The sequence below is a fragment of the Candidatus Nitrospira neuquenensis genome (assembly GCF_979578155.1).
Genome location: NZ_CEFZDU010000035.1, coordinates 29,531 through 46,631, shown reverse-complemented (window position 1 = coordinate 46,631; position 17,101 = coordinate 29,531). Strand labels below are relative to the sequence as shown.

Annotated in this window: 16 protein-coding genes; 7 read left to right on the top strand and 9 right to left on the bottom strand. The window is 72.8% G+C overall.

Annotation, left to right across the window (positions count from 1 at the left end):
- Positions 1-374 precede the first annotated feature (374 nt).
- Positions 375-776, top strand: a complete 402-nt coding sequence (locus tag AC1U7O_RS13480) for a DUF3568 family protein (protein WP_479895318.1) — start codon at positions 375-377, stop codon at positions 774-776.
- Between the two features lie 12 nt (positions 777-788).
- Positions 789-1,232: a GNAT family N-acetyltransferase gene (locus AC1U7O_RS13475; protein ID WP_479895316.1), complete on the top strand. Its 444-nt coding sequence runs from the start codon at positions 789-791 to the stop codon at positions 1,230-1,232.
- Here the strand turns inward: AC1U7O_RS13475 and AC1U7O_RS13470 are convergent.
- The 5 genes from AC1U7O_RS13470 to AC1U7O_RS13450 all read right to left on the bottom strand — a co-directional run bounded on the left by AC1U7O_RS13470 (position 1,229) and on the right by AC1U7O_RS13450 (position 3,895).
- Positions 1,229-2,383, bottom strand: a complete 1,155-nt coding sequence (locus AC1U7O_RS13470; protein WP_479895314.1) for a RuBisCO large subunit C-terminal-like domain-containing protein — start codon at positions 2,381-2,383, stop codon at positions 1,229-1,231. The two genes, AC1U7O_RS13475 and AC1U7O_RS13470, sit on opposite strands and share 4 nt — an antisense overlap.
- A 303-nt stretch (positions 2,384-2,686) precedes the next feature.
- On the bottom strand, positions 2,687-2,890 hold the full coding sequence (locus tag AC1U7O_RS13465; RefSeq protein ID WP_479895313.1) for a hypothetical protein: 204 nt from the start codon (positions 2,888-2,890) through the stop codon (positions 2,687-2,689).
- Positions 2,891-2,984: 94 nt separating this feature from the next.
- Positions 2,985-3,119, bottom strand: a complete 135-nt coding sequence (locus AC1U7O_RS13460; protein WP_479895312.1) for a hypothetical protein — start codon at positions 3,117-3,119, stop codon at positions 2,985-2,987.
- Positions 3,120-3,168: 49 nt separating this feature from the next.
- A complete protein-coding gene (locus AC1U7O_RS13455; RefSeq protein WP_479895311.1) occupies positions 3,169-3,297 on the bottom strand; it encodes a hypothetical protein in 129 nt (42 codons plus the stop codon).
- 382 nt (positions 3,298-3,679) lie between these two features.
- The gene (locus AC1U7O_RS13450; protein ID WP_479895310.1) at positions 3,680-3,895 is read right to left on the bottom strand and encodes a DUF1653 domain-containing protein; all 216 of its coding nucleotides are present in this window, start codon (positions 3,893-3,895) and stop codon (positions 3,680-3,682) included.
- Positions 3,896-3,946: 51 nt separating this feature from the next.
- On the opposite strand from AC1U7O_RS13450, the gene AC1U7O_RS13445 reads away from it, so the two are divergent.
- Positions 3,947-5,401 (top strand): TldD/PmbA family protein, encoded by a 1,455-nt coding sequence (locus AC1U7O_RS13445; RefSeq protein WP_479895309.1) that lies wholly within the window; start codon positions 3,947-3,949, stop codon positions 5,399-5,401.
- Positions 5,398-6,741, top strand: coding sequence for a TldD/PmbA family protein (locus AC1U7O_RS13440; protein WP_479895308.1), 1,344 nt, complete (start codon positions 5,398-5,400; stop codon positions 6,739-6,741). The genes AC1U7O_RS13445 and AC1U7O_RS13440 overlap by 4 nt, the downstream gene beginning before the upstream one ends.
- Here the strand turns inward: AC1U7O_RS13440 and AC1U7O_RS13435 are convergent.
- The 3 genes from AC1U7O_RS13435 to AC1U7O_RS13425 all read right to left on the bottom strand — a co-directional run bounded on the left by AC1U7O_RS13435 (position 6,719) and on the right by AC1U7O_RS13425 (position 8,850).
- A complete protein-coding gene (locus AC1U7O_RS13435) occupies positions 6,719-7,273 on the bottom strand; it encodes a sirohydrochlorin chelatase (RefSeq protein WP_479895307.1) in 555 nt (184 codons plus the stop codon). The genes AC1U7O_RS13440 and AC1U7O_RS13435 overlap by 23 nt on opposite strands.
- 71 nt (positions 7,274-7,344) lie before the next feature.
- Complete coding sequence (gene xth, locus AC1U7O_RS13430) at positions 7,345-8,118, bottom strand: exodeoxyribonuclease III (protein WP_479895306.1); 774 nt, start codon at positions 8,116-8,118, stop codon at positions 7,345-7,347.
- Between the two features lie 9 nt (positions 8,119-8,127).
- Positions 8,128-8,850, bottom strand: coding sequence for an SDR family NAD(P)-dependent oxidoreductase (locus AC1U7O_RS13425; RefSeq protein WP_479895305.1), 723 nt, complete (start codon positions 8,848-8,850; stop codon positions 8,128-8,130).
- Between the two features lie 160 nt (positions 8,851-9,010).
- Here AC1U7O_RS13425 and AC1U7O_RS13420 point away from each other — a divergent pair, with 160 nt between their 5' ends.
- Positions 9,011-10,213 carry a hypothetical protein gene (locus AC1U7O_RS13420; protein WP_479895304.1) on the top strand — a complete coding sequence of 401 codons (1,203 nt, stop codon included), beginning with the start codon at positions 9,011-9,013 and terminating at the stop codon, positions 10,211-10,213.
- Positions 10,214-10,325: 112 nt separating this feature from the next.
- Positions 10,326-13,574, top strand: a complete 3,249-nt coding sequence (locus AC1U7O_RS13415; protein ID WP_479895303.1) for a hypothetical protein — start codon at positions 10,326-10,328, stop codon at positions 13,572-13,574.
- Between the two features lie 13 nt (positions 13,575-13,587).
- Here the strand turns inward: AC1U7O_RS13415 and AC1U7O_RS13410 are convergent, their stop codons facing one another.
- Positions 13,588-14,184 (bottom strand): DedA family protein, encoded by a 597-nt coding sequence (locus tag AC1U7O_RS13410; protein ID WP_479895302.1) that lies wholly within the window; start codon positions 14,182-14,184, stop codon positions 13,588-13,590.
- 101 nt (positions 14,185-14,285) lie between these two features.
- Here AC1U7O_RS13410 and AC1U7O_RS13405 point away from each other — a divergent pair, with 101 nt between their 5' ends.
- Positions 14,286-17,099 (top strand): ATP-binding protein, encoded by a 2,814-nt coding sequence (locus AC1U7O_RS13405; RefSeq protein WP_479895301.1) that lies wholly within the window; start codon positions 14,286-14,288, stop codon positions 17,097-17,099.
- The last annotated feature ends 2 nt before the right edge of the window (positions 17,100-17,101 follow it).

Here is a 17,101-nt window from a genome sequence, read left to right as displayed (position 1 = left end):
CGAGATGGGGAGGAGGACGTGATGATGTGGCCGGACGGGCAGGCGGCCCGGCTCACGCCGGGCCGCCCGTTCCCCCCGGGCCCCAGAGGGGGTTGCTCTGCACAAGCCCGGAGGAGACTGTTGGGATCGCCCCATTCCCTACGGCATCCGCCCTGCCACGGCAAGCGCGAAAAAGCGAGGGCGCCGATGGGTCTGACGGAAAGCGGCCGGGGCAGATGTCCCTTCCACCTGTCCCTTGAGACCTCGGGCCGGGCTTCACCCGTCCATCCCGACGGCAGCCGGCCGCCGCGGTCGAAGGCCGGCGAGCCCCCATGCCAAGGTTGTGATGGTGCCCTGGGCGCCAGGCGGTGCGATTGACCGGATGAGGTGATCCGATGCCACACGCCCGAGCCCTGCTGTTGATCCTGGCCCTCGCCGGCCTGACCGGACCCCTGGCCGGCTGTCTCCTGCTGTGGGCCGGCGCGGCGGGTGGTACCGCGGGCATCGTGTACGTGAACGGGCGGCTGCAGGAGGAATTGGACGCGACCGTGCCCGCCCTGCACCGGGCCGCGATCGCGGGGCTCAAGGAGATGGGCTTGCCGGTGAAGGAGGAAAAGGGGGACACGCTGAGCGCCCACGTGCACTCGGAGCTGTCGAGCGACACGAAGGTCTGGATCACGATCGAGTCCCTGACCGACGCTCGCTCCCGGATCACCATCCGCGTCGGCGTCATGGGCGACGAGGCGAAGTCGCACCGGATCCTCGACGCGACGAAACGGCACCTCGCCCCCTCGTGACCGAGGACCCCGATGTCCGGCGAACCGGCCTGGCTGGTGGAGCTGCTCGACTGGGCGACCGCGTCGCCGCTGGCCCGGCCCATCCGCGAAGCGGTCTTCATCCGCGAGCAGGGCGTCCCCGTCGAGCTGGAATGGGACGAGGAGGATCCCCGCTGCCTGCACGCGGTGGCCCGGTCGTCGGACGGGACGCCGGTCGGCACCGCGAGGCTGAAGCCGGACGGCACGCTCGGCCGCATGGCCGTGCTCAAGAAATGGCGCCGGCGCGGCATCGGGAGCACGCTGCTCGGAGCCCTGGTGGCGGAGGCGCGCCGCCGGGGGCTGGCGTTCGTCCGGCTCTCGGCCCAGACCCACGCGCTTGCGTTCTACGGGAAGCGCGGCTTCACGGTGACGAGCGACGTGTACCTGGACGCGGGCATTCCCCACCGCGCGATGATCCTCGACCTGACCGACGTCTAGCCACCGGCCGCGCGGGCAAACCGCCGGCAGTTCTCGATCAGGTCCGGCCCCGCCAGCCGCAGCCGGCTCCCGATCAGGAAGACCACGTCCCGCCCGTAGAACTCGCGCAGCTCCGGCAGCCGGTCCAGGCCGATCCCGCCCCCGGCGACGGGAAAGCTCGGCCGGCAGGACCCGAGCGGCTCGCCGGTCCCCTCCACGATCTCGCGGCAGTCTTCCCGGCCGAAGGCGAAGCGTCCGCCGAAGGTGGGAAAGATGACGGCGTCGGCGCCGGCCAGTCGGGGGAGCCGGCCGAAGAGCAGGCCATGGGCGAGGCCGTGTCGCCGGTCGGCGACGAAGGTCCCCAGGAGCGCCGGATGGCAGAGGACCGGCAGGCCAGGCCGCGCCGCCGCCGCCAGCTCCCGCAGTGCGTCCCAGCCCGCGAGGCCGGGGCTGACGACGAGCCCGCCGGCGCCCGCCGACGCGGCCGCCAGGGCCCGGGGCAGCGCCTGGCCGGAGGGCGCGGTGACGTTGGCGATATAGAGGCTCCGGCGGCCGGTCTCGCGGTTGGCCTTCGCGACCGCCTCGGCGCAGCGCGCCACCCGCTCCGCGAAGGGCGAGCAGGCCTGGTCGGCCAGGCCGTGGTCGTCCTTGATGAGGTCGATCCCGCCGACGGCGAGCTGGTAGGCCATCGCCGCCAGGTCCTCGGGCGCCAACCCCATCGGCTTCAAGGCCGAGCACAGGAGCGGCCGGTCCGCCGCGCCCACGAGGGCGCGCAGCCCCTCGCGCCCGAATCGCGGCCCCGGCAGCCAGGCGAAGCCGCCGGGCGGCGGCTCGACCCGCGCGACGCGGACGCCGGGGATCAGGCTCGCGTTCCCGAAGACCACGTTCAGCAGTTGCGGGAGCTCCGCCCCGGCCGTCTCGACGGCGAAGCTGATCGCGGCCGCGAAGGCGCCGGAGGACTCCGGCTCGAAGCGCTCGACCCGGCCGACCAGGTGGTCGCGGATCGGCCCCGGCGGCACCACCTCGCGGTGCACCTCGACGGTCTGCTCGTAGCAGAGGTCCTCGGCGAGCGCACGGGCCCGCGCCTCGGGCCCGCTCACGTGGTAGGTGACGGTGAACCGGCGGCCGGAGGGCTCCGCTCTCGCTGTGTCGCGGCTGGTATCGGCGGGCAACGACGGCCTCGTCGGAATTGGGCCTGAGGCTAGCATCGGCCCGAAGGAGCGTCAATGGCGGGGGTCGCGGCGGCGGCGAAGGGGAAGGCCCCGGCGTCATTCGGGGATGCCGCCACGACGGGGCACCACCGTCCACTCCTGACTCGCCCGCAGCGGGGGACCGGCCTCATCGGCCGGTCCCCCGCCCGGCAGCGCCTCCGGTGGTCGCGCGGGCCGGCTATCCCCGTCGCCGTTGCCTGGGGGGCCTGGCGCCGAGGCGGCTCGCCCGCGCCCGGATGCCGGCGCGCGCCGCAAACGGACCGCTCAGGCGATCCGCGTCGTCTCGCCTTCGGACAGGGACTTCGTCGCCTCTTCCCGCGCCATCGCCTCCGCATAGGCCAGGGCCTGGCTGGTGATCGCCAGGCCGCAGTGGTCGCAGGTGGAAAAGGCGCCGGTCGGATGCAGGACACCCCGCCGGCAACAGGGACAGGACCGCCGGCGTCCGCCCTCATGTGGCTTTCGGTTCATCGTCGCCTCACCCGGCTTCGCAGGGCCGGGCGGAGGCTCCTAGGAGGTGGAGCCCCCGCCCATCGGACGGGCGGCACAGACCCGTCCGCCCCGCTTAGGCCGCCTTCTTCATCTCACGCTTCGACGTCCCGTCGGCCTCGGTCGTCTCCGACTCCATCTTCACCGAGGCCACGAACAGCGCGAGCATCCCGAACAGCGTCACCGCCGCGATGAGAATTCCCCACGCCATGGTCCAGCCCTCCTCTGATGCGGAGCGGATCGTCCGTGCGCCCCTCCGGTTACGCCGCCTTCGTGAATTCCCGCTCGACCGTGCCCACCGCCTCGGTCGTCTCCGACTCCATCCGGAGCGACGCGATGAGCAGACCCAGCATCCCCAACACCGTGACCGCCGTCATCATGATTCCCATGGCCCCGCCCTCCTCGGTGATTGATGGTTGGTGAACCGACCGTCCTTCCCGTCTTGTCCGTTCTCTTTCCGTCCGTCGTTCACGCTCCTCCTGTTGAGCAACGGCGATACCAGGACGGACCACGGCCGTGCCGGCTCATGCCAGACGCGCGCAATCCATTGATCTGCAACGAATTGTTCTCGCCGATCCTGGGAGGACTCGCCCGGGGCGTCATCGGGCCGGGGAACGGACACCTATCTGGAAGGATAGGTCGGCCTATCCGGGAAGGCCGCTTGACAGCCCCTTCGCCGATGGATTAAGCGTGGGCCCGCCGGGAGCGGGAAACGGAACGGCAGGAGACGCGGGCACCGCGCCGCCGTGCCGAGGGGCAGCCAGGGCGGGGCTAGCCGGCGGGCTCGATGAGCGCAAAGCGGGGCACGCGCCGCCCCTCAACCAGGACCGACTCCAGGAACATCGCCGTGGGTCGAACCCAGAGGCCCCGCTCCCCGTACAGGGCCCGGTACACGACGAAGTCTTCCTCGGTCTCGCTGTGCCGGGCGCAGCCGATCACCTCGTACTCCCCGCCCTTGTCATGCCGATACCGACCCGGTGTGACCATGGCGCGGCACTATAGGACCGGCGCTTCCCGCGCGCACGGGCGGTCCCCAGCGTGAGCCCCTGGGACTGGGACGAGCTGGCCGAGGCCGCGCTGGCCCGCCTGCGCGCCGCGGGGGCGGACTACGGCGACGTCCGGTTCCTGACCGGCACGACGCAGGTCGTCCGCGGCGAGGACCGGCGGATCGCGGCGATCCGCGACGGCGTGGACAGCGGCTTCGGCGTCCGCGTCCTCTACCGCGGCGCCTGGGGCTTCGCCGCCAGCGCGATCATTTCGCCGGAGGAGGTCCCGCGCGTGGCGGACCTCGCGGTGGAGCTCGCCAGGGGCGCGGCCGCCCTCGCGCACGAGCGGGTCCGCCTCGCGCCGGAGCCGGTCCATCGGGACACCGTCGTCACCCCGCGCCGCCTCGATCCCTTCGCGGTGCCGCTCGACGAGAAGACCGGCCTCCTGCTCGACCTGATGGAATACGTCCAGCGGCAGCCCGGCGTCGTCCGCAGCGCGGCGAGCCTCTGGGCCCGCCGCGACCTCAAGCGGTTCGTCTCGACCGAGGGCACACGGCTCGACTTCGACCTGCTCGCGGTCCACGGCGAGTTCGAGGCGACCGCGGTCCGCGACGGTCGCGTCGCCGTGCGCCGTTGCTCGCTGCCCCCGCTGCGCCGCGGCTACGAGCTGATCGAGGAGGCCAATCTGCCCGCCGAGGCGCCGCGGGTCGCCGCCCAGGCGGTGGAGAAGGCCATGGCGCCGCCGGTGGAGCCGGGCCGCTACGACCTCATCCTCGACCCGGAGCACCTCTGCCTGACCATCCACGAGACCTGCGGCCACGCGAGCGAGCTGGACCGGGCCCTGGGCTACGAGGCGAACGACGCCGGCACGACCTTCCTGACCCCGGAGAAGCTGGGCGCCTTCCGCTACGGCTCGCCGCACGTGACGCTCATCGCCGACGACACCGAGCCGGAGACGCTGGCCGCCACCGGCTACGACGACGAGGGCGTGGCCTGCCAGCGCTGGGACATCGTCCGCGAGGGGCTCTTCGTCGGCTACTCGACGAGCCGCGAAGTCGCGCCGCGGATCGGGGAGGGGCGCTCCCGCGGCTCCTGCCGCGCGGACGGCTGGGCGCACGCGCCGATCGTCCGGATCGCCAATGTCGGGCTGGCGCCGGGCCGCGGCTCGCTGGACGACCTGCTCGCCGGCGTCGAGCGCGGGCTCTACATCGAGGGGCAGGGCTCCTTCAGCATCGACCCGCGGCGCGAGAACTTCCTGTTCGGCGGCGACGCCTGCTGGCTGATCGAGCGGGGCCGGCGCACGCACATGGTCCGCGACGTGATCTACCAGGGCCACACGCCGGCCTTCTGGGGAAGCTGCGACGGCGTGGCGGGACCGCAGACGCGGCAGCGCCACGGCCTCCTCACCTGCGGGAAGGGCCAGCCCGGCCAGTCCGGCTGGACGACGCACGCCGCCTCGCCGGCCCGCTTCCGGGGCGTGACGGTCCTCCGGGGGGCGGCCGGATGAGCCTCGACCGCCCCGACCCGACCGCCACGCTCACGAGCCGCGACGAGTTCCGCTTCCTCGCGGAGCTCATCCTCGCGCATGCGACCGGCGACCACACCCTGGTCGCGCTCCACGACCGGCGCGGCGGCACGACGCGCTTCGCGAACGACGCGATCGTCCAGAACGTGGACCAGCGCCGCGTGACGCTCGCCGTGACCGCCGCCTTCGGCCGACGGCAGGGCACGGCGACGACGAGCGACCTGACGGTCGGCGGCGTACAGGACGTGCTCAAGCGCGCCGAGGCCGTCGCGCGCCTCTCCCCGCCCGACCCCGACGCGCTCCCGCCCCCCGAGCCGCAGGACTACCCGGTCCTCCCGACCTGGCGCGCGGACACCGCGGCGGCCGGGCCGGCCCGCCGCCTCGAAGACGCCCGCGCGGCGATCGAGCGGTGCGCGGCGCGCGGCTGTACGGCCGCCGGCTTCGTCGCCTCCTCGGTCGCGACGGTCGGCCTCGCGGCGGACACCGGCCTCTTCGCCTTCGAGCCGAGGACCGAGGCCCGGTTCAGCCTGACCGCGACCAGGGGGAAGGCCACCGGCTGGGCCGCCTCGGCCCACCGCTCGATGGACGGTCTCGCCGCGGCCGAGCGGACCGAGGCGGCGATCGCCAAGGCGGAGCGCGCCGGCGAGCCGAGGGAGCTGCCGCCCGGCCGCTATACGGTGATCCTCGAGCCCGCCGCCGTGGCGGGTCTGTGGAGCTGGGTGCTCCACCACCTGGAGGCGAAGGCCTACGAGGCGGGCGCGAGCCCGCTCGCCGGGAAGCTGGGCCGGCCGGTCGTGGACCGGCGGCTCTCCCTCCGCAATCAGCCGGACCATCCCGATCTGTTCGGCGTCGGTTTCACCGGCGAAGGGCTGCCGACCCGGCCCTCGACCTGGATCGAGGCGGGCACGCTGCGGCAGTTGCGGTACGATCGGTTCACCGCCAAGCGACGGGGCGTCGAGCCGATTCCCACGCTGGACGCACCGATCCTCGCGGGCGCGGCGCCGACCGCGGGCGGGATCGAGGACCTGATCCGCGCGACGAGCCGCGGCGTCCTCGTGACGAACTTCTGGTCCATCAGGCCGGTGACCCAGTCGGACCTGACGCTGACGGGGGTGACGCGGGACGGCACCTTCCTCGTGGAGGACGGGCGCGTGACGGACGCGGTGCGGGACTTCCGCTTCCACGAAAGCCCGCTCGCGGCCTTCACCCGACTGGAGTCCTACACGCCCCCGAGGGAGGCGCAGACCGCGGAGGGCGGCAAGCTGCTCGTCCCGGCCGTCACGCTCCGGGACTTCCCCTTCACGAGCGTGGCGGGATTCTGACCACGCCCTCGAACCGCGCCACCTGCTCGGCGAGCAGGCGGGCGACATCGGCCGGGTCGAAGGGCCAGGCGTAGCCGATCTCGACGGCGGGATGCATGGTCCGGAGTCGATCCAGGATGGCGGGAATCTCCTCCTGCGAATGGCTCCCGCCCGGCGTGAGCATCGAGGGCACGACGGTGAGCCGGGTCACGCCGGCGGCGATCAGCCCCTCCACCGCCTCCTCGACGTCCGGCGCGCAGAATTCGTTGTAGGCCAGGGCGAAAAGCGCGCCGTGGAGGTGGGGCCGAAGCGCCGTGGCCAGCGCTTCCAGGCCCGCCTGGTAGGGATCGGTGTCGGGCGTCCGCGGCCAGGTCCGGAGCAGCCGGTCGAGCTCGATCTCCTCGGCCGAGGGGCCGCGGCCGGTGCCGCGGCGTTGCGCCTCCAGCGCCTTGAGCCTGGCCAGCCGCTCGCGGGGAAAATCCTTCGGCACGCCCCCGTGCCCGACCAGGACCACGCCCCGCCGCGTCGCCGCTCTCTCCTCTTCCCTCCTCACGCCTTCCGTCTCACGGTTCACGTTTCCCGTCTCACCCCTTACTCCTGCCCCCCCGCCTCACGTTGCCCGTCTTACGCCTTGAACTCCGCCCAGAGCACCGTGTGGTCCGAGGGGTTGGGCCCGCGCCGCGGCTCCACGTCCACGTCCGCGGCGATGCAGCGCGCGGCGAGCGGCGGCGTGGCGAGGATGTGGTCGATCCGCCACCCCTTGTTGGCCTCCAGCGAGCCGGGCGCGCGGTAGTCCCAGAAGGTGAACTGCTGCCGGTCGGGGTAGAGCTTGCGGAAGACGTCCACGAAGCCCCAGGCGACCGTCTCCTTGTAGGCCCGCCGGGCGTCCTCGTGGAAGCAAACGTGGGTGAGGTGCTTCTCCGGGCTGTGCACGTCGATCGGCTCCGGCGCCACGTTCACGTCCCCGCACCAGACGGCGGGCTTGTCCGGCGAGAGGTGGCGCTCGAAGTAGCGGCGCAGCCGCTTATACCAGTCGAGCTTGTAGGCGTACTTGGGCGACTCGATGAGGTAGCCCTGGGGCACGTAGGTGTTGACGATGGGGATGCCGTCGATCACTACGCGGATCAGCCGCGCCTCGTCCGGCTCGCCGCCGTCGTCGAACCCGTAGAAGGCCGCCTCGGGGGCCTTCCGGCTCAGGACCGCGACGCCGTTGTAGGCCTTCATGCCGCGGAAGGTCACGTGGTAGCCCGCGGCCTGGAGGTCGAGGAGGGGAAAGTCCCGGTCCTGGATCTTGGTCTCCTGCAGGCAGAGCGCGTCGGGCTTGTGCCGCGCGAGCCAGTCGAGGACCACCGGCAGCCGGCGGCGGATCGAGTTCACGTTGAAGGTGGCGATCTTCATCCTGCTCCCTTATGACCAGTCGGCGCCCAGCCGGTCGAGGACGACGCGGTGAACGACCGTGTTGGGCCCGAGCGTGGCGAGGTAGACCGCCGTCTCCGCCACGTCGAAGGGGCTGATCTTCCCGCTCCGCTCGATCTCGGCCGGCGTCGCGTCCACCAGCTCATCGGCCACGCCGCCGGGACAGATCGCGGAGACCTTGATCCCGCAGGACCGCCCCTCGTCCGCCAGCGCCTTGCTGAGCGCCAGGATGCCGTGCTTGGACGCGCTGTAGGCGGCCGTGCCGGCCCAGGCATCCACGCCCGCGACGCTCGACATGTTCAAGATCACGCCGCCGCCCTGCCGGGCCATCTGCCGGAAGCCGGCCCGGCAGCAGAAGAAGGTCCCGCGCAGGTTCGTGTCGAGGACGCGGTCGAAGTCCTCGGTGCTCATGTCGGCGACCCGGCCCCCGCCGCCGATGCCCGCGTTGTTCACCAGGATGTCCAGGCGGCCGAAGCGCCGGACGGTCTCGGCGATCAGCCGCTCCACCTGCGCCTCGTCGGTCACGTCCGTCGGCACGGCGACGGCCTCCCCGCCCCCCTCGCGGATGCGCGCCGCGACCCGCTCGCAGAGGTCGGCGCGGCGCGCGGCGACCACGACGCGCGCGCCCTCCTCGCCGAAGCGCAGCGCGATCGCCTTGCCGATCCCGCTGCTGCTCCCCGTGACGATCGCGACCTTGCCGGCCAGACGTGCCATCGCGCGGGAGTATAGCAGAACGGCCGGGCATCAGCTCCCATTCCAGGGCCCGCTTCCGATCACGCACATTGTCCGGCTTGTGCCGTCGCGAGGAGGGCCGTACGGTTCGCGCGCTGGTCCAGACCCTCCACCGCCAACGCTCCAGGGAAGGAGGACGGCCATGACGCACCATCGGCGTGACGGCGACGCGAAGCAGGACCGACGAGGACGGAACAGGAAGGGGACGGGCGCCACGTCGAGACGGGCCTTTCTCCTGGGCCTGGGAGGCCTGGGCGCGGCCGGCGCCGCGGCGACGCTCGGCGGCCTGCTCCGGCCGGCGCACAGGGCGGAGGCGGCTCCCTCCCCGCCCGGCTGCATCCACCATTCGGGACGGGTCCGGATCTTCGAGGGCGACGCCCGCGAGCTGGAGCCGGTCCTCGCGCAACTGGCACAGGACCCGGAGGTCCAGGCCTTTCTCGACGAGATTCGACCCCTCCTACGCGACTTTCCCGCGGGCCTGGAGGCGACCGCGTTTTCCCCGCCGGGGCCCCCGCCGACCGTCACCCTCTCCGCCGAGGACCAGGCTTTTATCCGGCAGAAGGTGCGCGAGGCCCTGCCCGCCTTCCTGGAGGCGCGCCGCGGGGAGAACCCCGACCCGGACCCAGCGCTGCTCGACGAACTGGTCGAGACCGCCGTCCAGACCGTTCGAGCCCGGTACGCGAGCCCCGACCGCGACCCCGCCCTGGACCTCTTCAACCAGAGCAGGGACTTCACGGCGGCCGTCGTCGGGAACGTCTACAGCGCCTTCGATAACCAGGCGAAGAGCCTGATCGTGCTCGCCCCGATGATCCCGGCCGACGGGGGAGGCGGCGGCGGGACCGGCCGGCCGCAGGACCCGAAGGACGACCCCAAGGTCTACGACGACGAGGCGCTGATCCTGCTGGCCGTGTCCTTCCTTGTCGAGATCCTGGGCCTCCTCGCCTCGCTGGCCGGCCTGACGCTCCCCAACGTGCCGCTGGGGAAGCTGGCTGAGGCGGTGCGGGGCTCGCTGAAATCCCCGTCGGTCCGCGAGGCCTTCAAGAAGCTCCTCAAGGTCCTCGGCGACGCGCGGGGGACGGTGGCCGGCAAGGCCGAGGCCATCATTGATTTCCTGACCGTGCTCGGCGCCTCCGGCGCCCTGAGCGAGATCGTCGCGGAGGTGCTCGATGAGCTGAGCTGGTTCGATTACGTCAAGCTGGGGCTGCAGTTCGCCGCGTTCATCGCGAGCTTCCTGCTGCCCGCCACCGCCGGCGCGCGGGTCGCCCGGATGGTGATCGCGCTCGCCGCGGCGCTCACCGCGCTCGTGGAGAAGGTCAAGCGCATCGTCAAGATCACAGGAGGGTAGGGCCGGCCCGGCGGCCCCCCTCACTATAGGTGATTGCGGAAATCGCCTCGTCCTGTAACTGTTCCCGCGCACACCGGGCCGGCGCAGCCGGCCCGGCCCACCGGGAACCAGCATGGCGGCGGACCGGAGCGAGCCCAAGCTGCCCGTTACGACCCTCGTCGCCCTGCTGGCCGTCGTCGCGGGCGGCATCTGGATCACCCACAGCCCCCTGCAGACTTCCCGCCCGATCGGCGCCCAACTCGAGAAGCGCGAAACGCCGATCCTCCACCGCGTCCCGGCCCGGCTCTGGCAGGACCCCATCGCGGCGGCCGAGGAGCAGCACCGGAAGGAAACGTCCGAGGTCAGGCTGCTCGTCGCGCCGGATCACCGTCACGAGATCGACCGGCTCGCCGTCGAGGTCGCGGACCGGCTGAGCGAGCCGGCCGGGCAGGGCCGGCCCGTCACGTTGTTGCTGGTCATGACGGCTGGCAGCCTCTACGAAGAGGGCGGCGAGCTCCGCGTCAGGGACCGCTACGCCGTGGTGTCGGCCCTCGGCGTCGCCTGCTTCGTGCCGGAGGATGCCGAGCACATCGGCTATGTCGCCTGGACGCCGGCGGCATCCCGCCCGTCACCCACCCCACCGGCCGGGCCCGCCCTCCTCCTGGCCTACGAGTGGTACCGCACGCGCCGGCTCTCCCGTTGCGACGCCCCCGGCGCCGAGGAGCCGGCCTCCGCCCCCGCGCAGTCGGTCCTCGTCCTGTGGCTCAAGGACGAGGCGATCGCCGACCACCTGCCCGGCGGGGCGCTTTCGGCGCTGCACACCTTCCTGTCCGACCTGGCCGAGGCCCTCGCCACCGCCTGCCGCGCCCCGACCATGGACGGCTGCCGGTCCCCTTCCTCGTCGCTCCGGTTCACGCTGATCGGGCCCCGCAGCTCCACGACGCTGCGCGCCATGCTAGCCGACGCCCTCGGCCCCATGCGAGGCACCCGCTGGCCGACCCCGGACGGGCGGCTGCCGCTCTACTCGCCCTGGGCCACCGCGATGCCCGGCCTGCTCGCCCGCAGCCTGACGGACCGCACCGGACCGCAACCGCCGCCCGACGACGAGTGGACCGCCGAGCGCCTGGCCGCGGCGCTCGGAGAGGCCGGCGTGACTCTGGCCCACACGACTCCCTCCGACGACCGGCTGGCGACGGCCCTGGTGGACGAGCTGGAGCGGCGGGGCGTGACGCCGGGCGACCCGACGCAGCTGATCGCTCTGGTGTCCGAATGGGACACCTTCTACGGGCGCACGCTCCCGTTGGAGTTCGCCGCAGCCGCCTGCGCGAAGGCCTCGGCCCTGGCGCGGGCGCGCGCGGAGCCGCCGATCGCGGGCTGCGCCACTCCGACCGAGGCGCTCGGTCGGCTGATCGAGCACCGGGCGGAATACCCCATCCCCTGGATTCACCGCTACAGCTACCTGCGCGGCCTCGACGGCGAGCTGCCGCGTGACAACGACGGGAAGCCGGCCCCCCGTCGGAAGCCCGCCCAGGAACGAGACCGCCGGGAGCAGGACGAGGACCGGCGCACGGACTTCTCCGCGCTGGAGCGGCCGGAGGGACAGGCCCAGCTCGACTACGTCCGCCGGCTTGCGACGCGGATGGAGACCTTCGCCGCGGACCTCCGCGCCGAGGGCAAGGAGTTCCGCGCGATCGGCGTCCTGGGCTCCGACGCCTACGACAAGCTCCTCATCCTCCAGGCCCTGCGCCCGCGGTTCCCCCGCGCGCTGTTCTTCACCACCGACCTGGACGAGCGCCTCACCCATCCCCGGGAATACGCCTGGACGCGGAACCTCATCGTCGTGTCCCACTTCGGGCTCCGCCTGCACGACGACCTGCAGCAGGACGTGCCGCCCTTCCGGGACAGCTACCAGCCCTCCGCCTTCCTCGCGGTCCTCCGCGCGCTGGGGCACGTCTGGCCGGACGGCGCGACGGCCTCGCCGCTCCACGCGGCGCTCTCGGCGCGGACGTTCGACGGCGCGCCCGCGCCCCGGGTGTTCGAGGTCGGCCGGCTGGGGCCGGTGGACCTGTCGCTCGACGACCCGGCCGCCGCACCGACCGGTCTGCACGCGCCCAGGCCCCCCCTCGTCAACGTAGGCGTGCCCATCGCCCTCGGCCCCCTCCGCTTCCATCTCGGCCTGCTCCTGACCGCGGGGAGCCTGCTGCTCGCGGCCGCAGTGGCGGCCCTGCTGACCGTCGGCCCTTGCCAAGCTGCGGTGCGGCGGGGGTTCCATGCCGTCACCGCCGGGCCCGGCCGGCTCAGGGCGCTCGCCGCCGGCACCCTCGCGGTCTCGGCGATCCTCACGTGCGTCCTGCTGCTCCGGCGCTGGCTCCTCTCGGACGGGCCGGCCGGCGAGCCCTTCTCCCTCCTCGACGGGGTCAGCACCTGGCCGACCATCGCGCTCCGCGCTCTCGCCGCCGGCCTCAGCCTGGGCCTGCTCGTTCGCGCGGTCGCGCTCCTCCGCCGAAGCGAGCGGGACCTGACCCAGGCCTATCGCCTGGAGGGTCCGGCGGCACCCGCGCCGCGAGGGGCCTGGCTCCGCTGGATGTGCGCGCCCCGGCCCGCCGGGCCGGTGGACGCCGCTGCGCTCTGGGCCGAGTACCGCGCAGCCGGCGCGCTGCGGCACCGCGTCCGACGGGTGCTGCTGCTCGCCCTTCCCTTCTTCGCGATCGCGGCGCTGCTGTTCCGCTCGCTCGGCGCCGGCGTCTCCCCCTGCCGCGGGGCGGTCAACTGCACGACGGATACCCTGGTCCTCGTCGCCGGCGTCCTCGCCCTGACGGCCTTGATGCTCTTCGTGTTCGACGCCACGCGCCTCTGCAAGAGCTTCATCGACAAGCTGGCCGCAGGGCTGACCCTCTGGCCCGCGGACCTGCTCGACGCGCGGGCGCGGGAGTGGAACACGGCGCCAGTGGACCTGGCCGACCGGCTGGACATCGAATTCATCGCCGCGCATACGGCGGTCGTCAACCGGCTGATCTACTACCCGTTCGTCGCCCTGTTCTTGACGGTCGTCGCGCGCCACCGCGTCTTCGACAACTGGGACCTGCCCCTGGCCCTCATCCTGGTCTGGGGGCTCCTTTCGGCGACGGCCGTCGCCAGCGCCCTGCTCCTGCGACGCGCCGCGGAACAGGCGCGGGCGGCGGCCCTCGCGCGGCTCCGGCGCCGGCTCTTCGCCCTCGCGGGGGCAGGAGAGAGCGACCGCCCGCCCGCCGAGCAGGTCCGGCTCCTGATCGAGGAGGTCGCGGCCACCCGCGAGGGCGCCTTCGCGAGCATCCTGAACCAGCCGGCCGTCACGGCCACGCTCCTGGGGCTGGCCGCGGTCCTCCAGCAGTTCGTCCTGTGAGGGGGAGGATGGCTCAGGGCGCCGGGACACGACGGCGCAGGACCAACCCGGCGACGAGCAGGCCCGCGGCGACGACGCCCGCGAGGATGAGCAGGATGCGGTGCAGCGCCGCCGACATCCGTGCCCACTCCTCGCCGAAGCCGTACCCGAGGAGGATGAAGGTCAGCGACCAGACCAGCCCGCCCGTGTAGGCGAAGAGGGCGAAGAGGGGGAGCGGCAGGCGCGCGCTGCCGGCCACGAAGGCGACGAGGTGCCGGACGCCCGGCACGAAGTAGCCGAGGAAGAGGGCGTAGCGCCCGTGGCGGCGGTACCAGGCCTGCACGCGGTCCAGGTGCTCGGGCGTCACGCGGAGCCGGTGCCCGAAGCGGCGGACCGCCCCCGGCCCCAGGCCCCGGCCGAGCCCGTAGCTGAGGGTGATGCCGCAGGTCGTGCCGAGGAAGGCCGCCAGCAGGGTGGCCGGCAGGCCGAGCGTCCGCTTGAAGACGAGGTAGCCGGCGAAGGCCAGGAGGGTTTCGTCCGGCACGGGCAGGCCCACGATGCCCAGCATCAGCAGGACGAAGAGGCCCGGATAGCCGTAGGCCTCGAGCCAGCCCTCGACAGAGAAGACCATGACCGCCCGCCCCCCATCGGCACGGGCCGGATTATAGCACCGGCCGTTTCCATCGCGGGCGGATGGAGGTATGATGGGGACCCCGGCGAGGGGGCCGCCCAATGTTCGACTTCAGGCGCTTCACGCTCAAGGAGATGACCGAGTGCGGAGCCGCCCTGCGCCGCCTGGGCGAGGGCGCCGGCTCGCTCGACGAGGTCGCCGACCGGATCACGCGGTTCTTCCACGACGGCCTCCTGGACGGGCGAACCGGCCAGCCGGCCTGCCCGCTGGTCCGCCTCTTCAAAACCCACCCCTACGAGCGGCTGAACCACGACGACCAGGCCCTGGCGCGCGCCGTCCTCGGCGGGGCGCCCGATCCGCCCTCCATGCGGTGCTTCACGCTCCTGGCCTCCACCGGCCGGCGCCCGGAGTGGAACGATCCCGCGAACTCCCGCCGCTACCGGGCGATCCCGCTGGCGAGCAAGCAGTTCCTCGACCAGTTTCCGATGTTCTCCCAGCTCTTCCTCCAGTTCGGCGTGGAGGTGAGCGCGCTGCTCCGGCCGTCCACGGACCTGCTCGTGGACGTCCAGCAGCACACCTATAACGTGTTCTACGTCCCGAGGGCCGTGGGCAGCCCCTACGTACCGGTGCAGCGGGACTTCGTCATTCCCTACGGGGTGAGCTCCGTGCTGGGCTTCGGCGGCCTGCTGCCCGGCCACGAGGTCTTCGCCGTCATCCTCTTCTCCGGGGTCCCCATCGGGCGGGAGACCGCGGACCTGTTCAAGACCCTCGCGCTCTGCACCAAGATCGCGCTGCTGCCCTTCGCGGACGGCGACGTGCGCCGACGGCGGACGGGCGTCGTCGTGGTCCGCCCGCGCTCCCGGCTCGCGGCCGTGGAGGAACTCCTGTCCACCCACGAGGAGACGGTGATCGAGCAGGCGGGCCGTATCGAGGAGGCACGGCGGCAGATCAGCGACCAGGCGGAGGCGTTGCGCGCCATCGTCGCCGGGACCGCCTCGGTCACGGGCGAGGATTTCTTCCGTTCCCTGGTGACCCACCTGGCCTCGGCGCTGCACGTGCGCTATGCCGTGGCGGGGGCGATCAAGGACCCGGAGCGCGGCCGGATGGGGACGCTCGCCGTCTGGGCGGGCGACGGCATCTTCCCGAACTTCGAGTACGACATCGCCGGCTCGCCCTGCGCCGACGTCGTGGCGGGCGGGGCCTGCCACCTCGAGGAGGACGTGCGCGGGCGGTTCCCCGCCCACTGGCTGGTCACGCAGCTCGGGGTGGCGAGCTACTGCGGGACGGCGCTCCGGGACCGGTCGGGGCGCGTGATCGGACTCCTCGCCGTCATGCACGACCGGCCGATGAAGGCGGCGGTCGAGGTGCGGGACGTGCTCACGATCTTCGCGGCGCGGGCCGCCGCCGAGCTGGAGCGCACGCGCGCCGCGACCGAGCTGGAGCACTCGCTGTCGGTCCTGCGGGCCACGTTGGAATCCACCGCGGACGGGATCTTGGTGGTGGACCTGGAGGGCCGCATCGTGAGCCACAACCGGCGGTTCGCCCAGATGTGGCGCATCCCCGAGTCGGTGCTCGCCGCGCGGGACGACCGGCAGGCCATCGCCTGCGTGCTGGACCAGCTCAAGGACCCCGAGGGCTTCCTCGCGAAGGTCCGGAGCCTCTACGGCCAGGTGGAAGCCGAGAGCTACGACCTCCTGGAATTCAAGGACGGCCGTCTGTTCGAGCGCATCTCGTTGCCCCAGCGCATCGGCGACCAGTGCATCGGCCGCGTCTGGAGCTTCCGCGACATCACCGTGCGCCGGCAGATGGAGGAGCGCCTGCGACAGGCGCAGAAGATGGAGGCCATCGGGCGGCTCGCCGGCGGGATCGCCCACGACTTCAACAACCTGCTGACGGTCATCAAGGGGTACAGCCAGCTCCTGCTCGCCCGCCTGACCCCGGAGGCGCTCTTCTACGGGGACATCCGCGAGATCCACAAGGCCGGCGAGCGCGCGGCCGCGCTGACGCAGCAGCTCCTGGCCTTCAGCCGCAAGCAGGTGCTGGAGCCCAGGGTGCTGGACCTCAACGCCGTCGTGAAGGACATGGAGGCGCTGCTCCGTCGCCTGCTCGACGGGCCCATCGTGCTGACCACCGTCCTGGACCCCGCCCTCGGCCGGGTGAAGGCCGACCCCAGCCAGATCGAGCAGGTGACGATGAACCTCGTCGTCAACGCACGCGACGCCATGCCGCAGGGGGGGACCATCACGATCCGCACGGCCAACGCGGCGACCCCGGCCGGCCCCTACGTGGTGCTCTCCGTGACGGACACCGGCTCGGGGATGGACCCGCAGACCCAGTCGCACCTGTTCGAACCCTTCTTCACGACCAAGGAGGTGGGCCAGGGCACGGGGCTGGGCCTGGCGACGGTGTACGGGATCGTCGAGCAGAGCGGCGGCCACATCGAGGTCACCAGCCGCGTCGGGCAGGGGAGCACCTTCGCGGTCTACCTGCCGCGGATCGACGCCGAGGCGGACACGACGGAGGAGATCGAGCCGCTCGGCCTGCAGAGCGCCGGCTCGGAGACGATCCTGCTCGTGGAGGACGAGCCGACCGTGCTCAGGTTCGTGCGGACGATCCTCTCGGTGAGCGGGTATCGGGTGCTGGAGGCGGCCACGCCGGAGGAGGCGCTGGCGCTGGCGGGCGGACACGAGGGGCCCATCCACGTGCTCCTGGCGGACGTGGTGCTGCCCGGCATGAGCGGGCCGCGGCTCGCGGAGCGGATCACGGCCGACCGCCCCGAGACGAAGGTGCTGTACATGTCGGCCCACACGGACCCCGCGCGGCTGAGGGACGCCGGCGCGCCCGGCCACGGGTTCCTCGCCAAGCCCTTCGCGCCCGAAGCCCTGCGCCGCAAGCTCCGCGAGCTGATCGGCTAGCC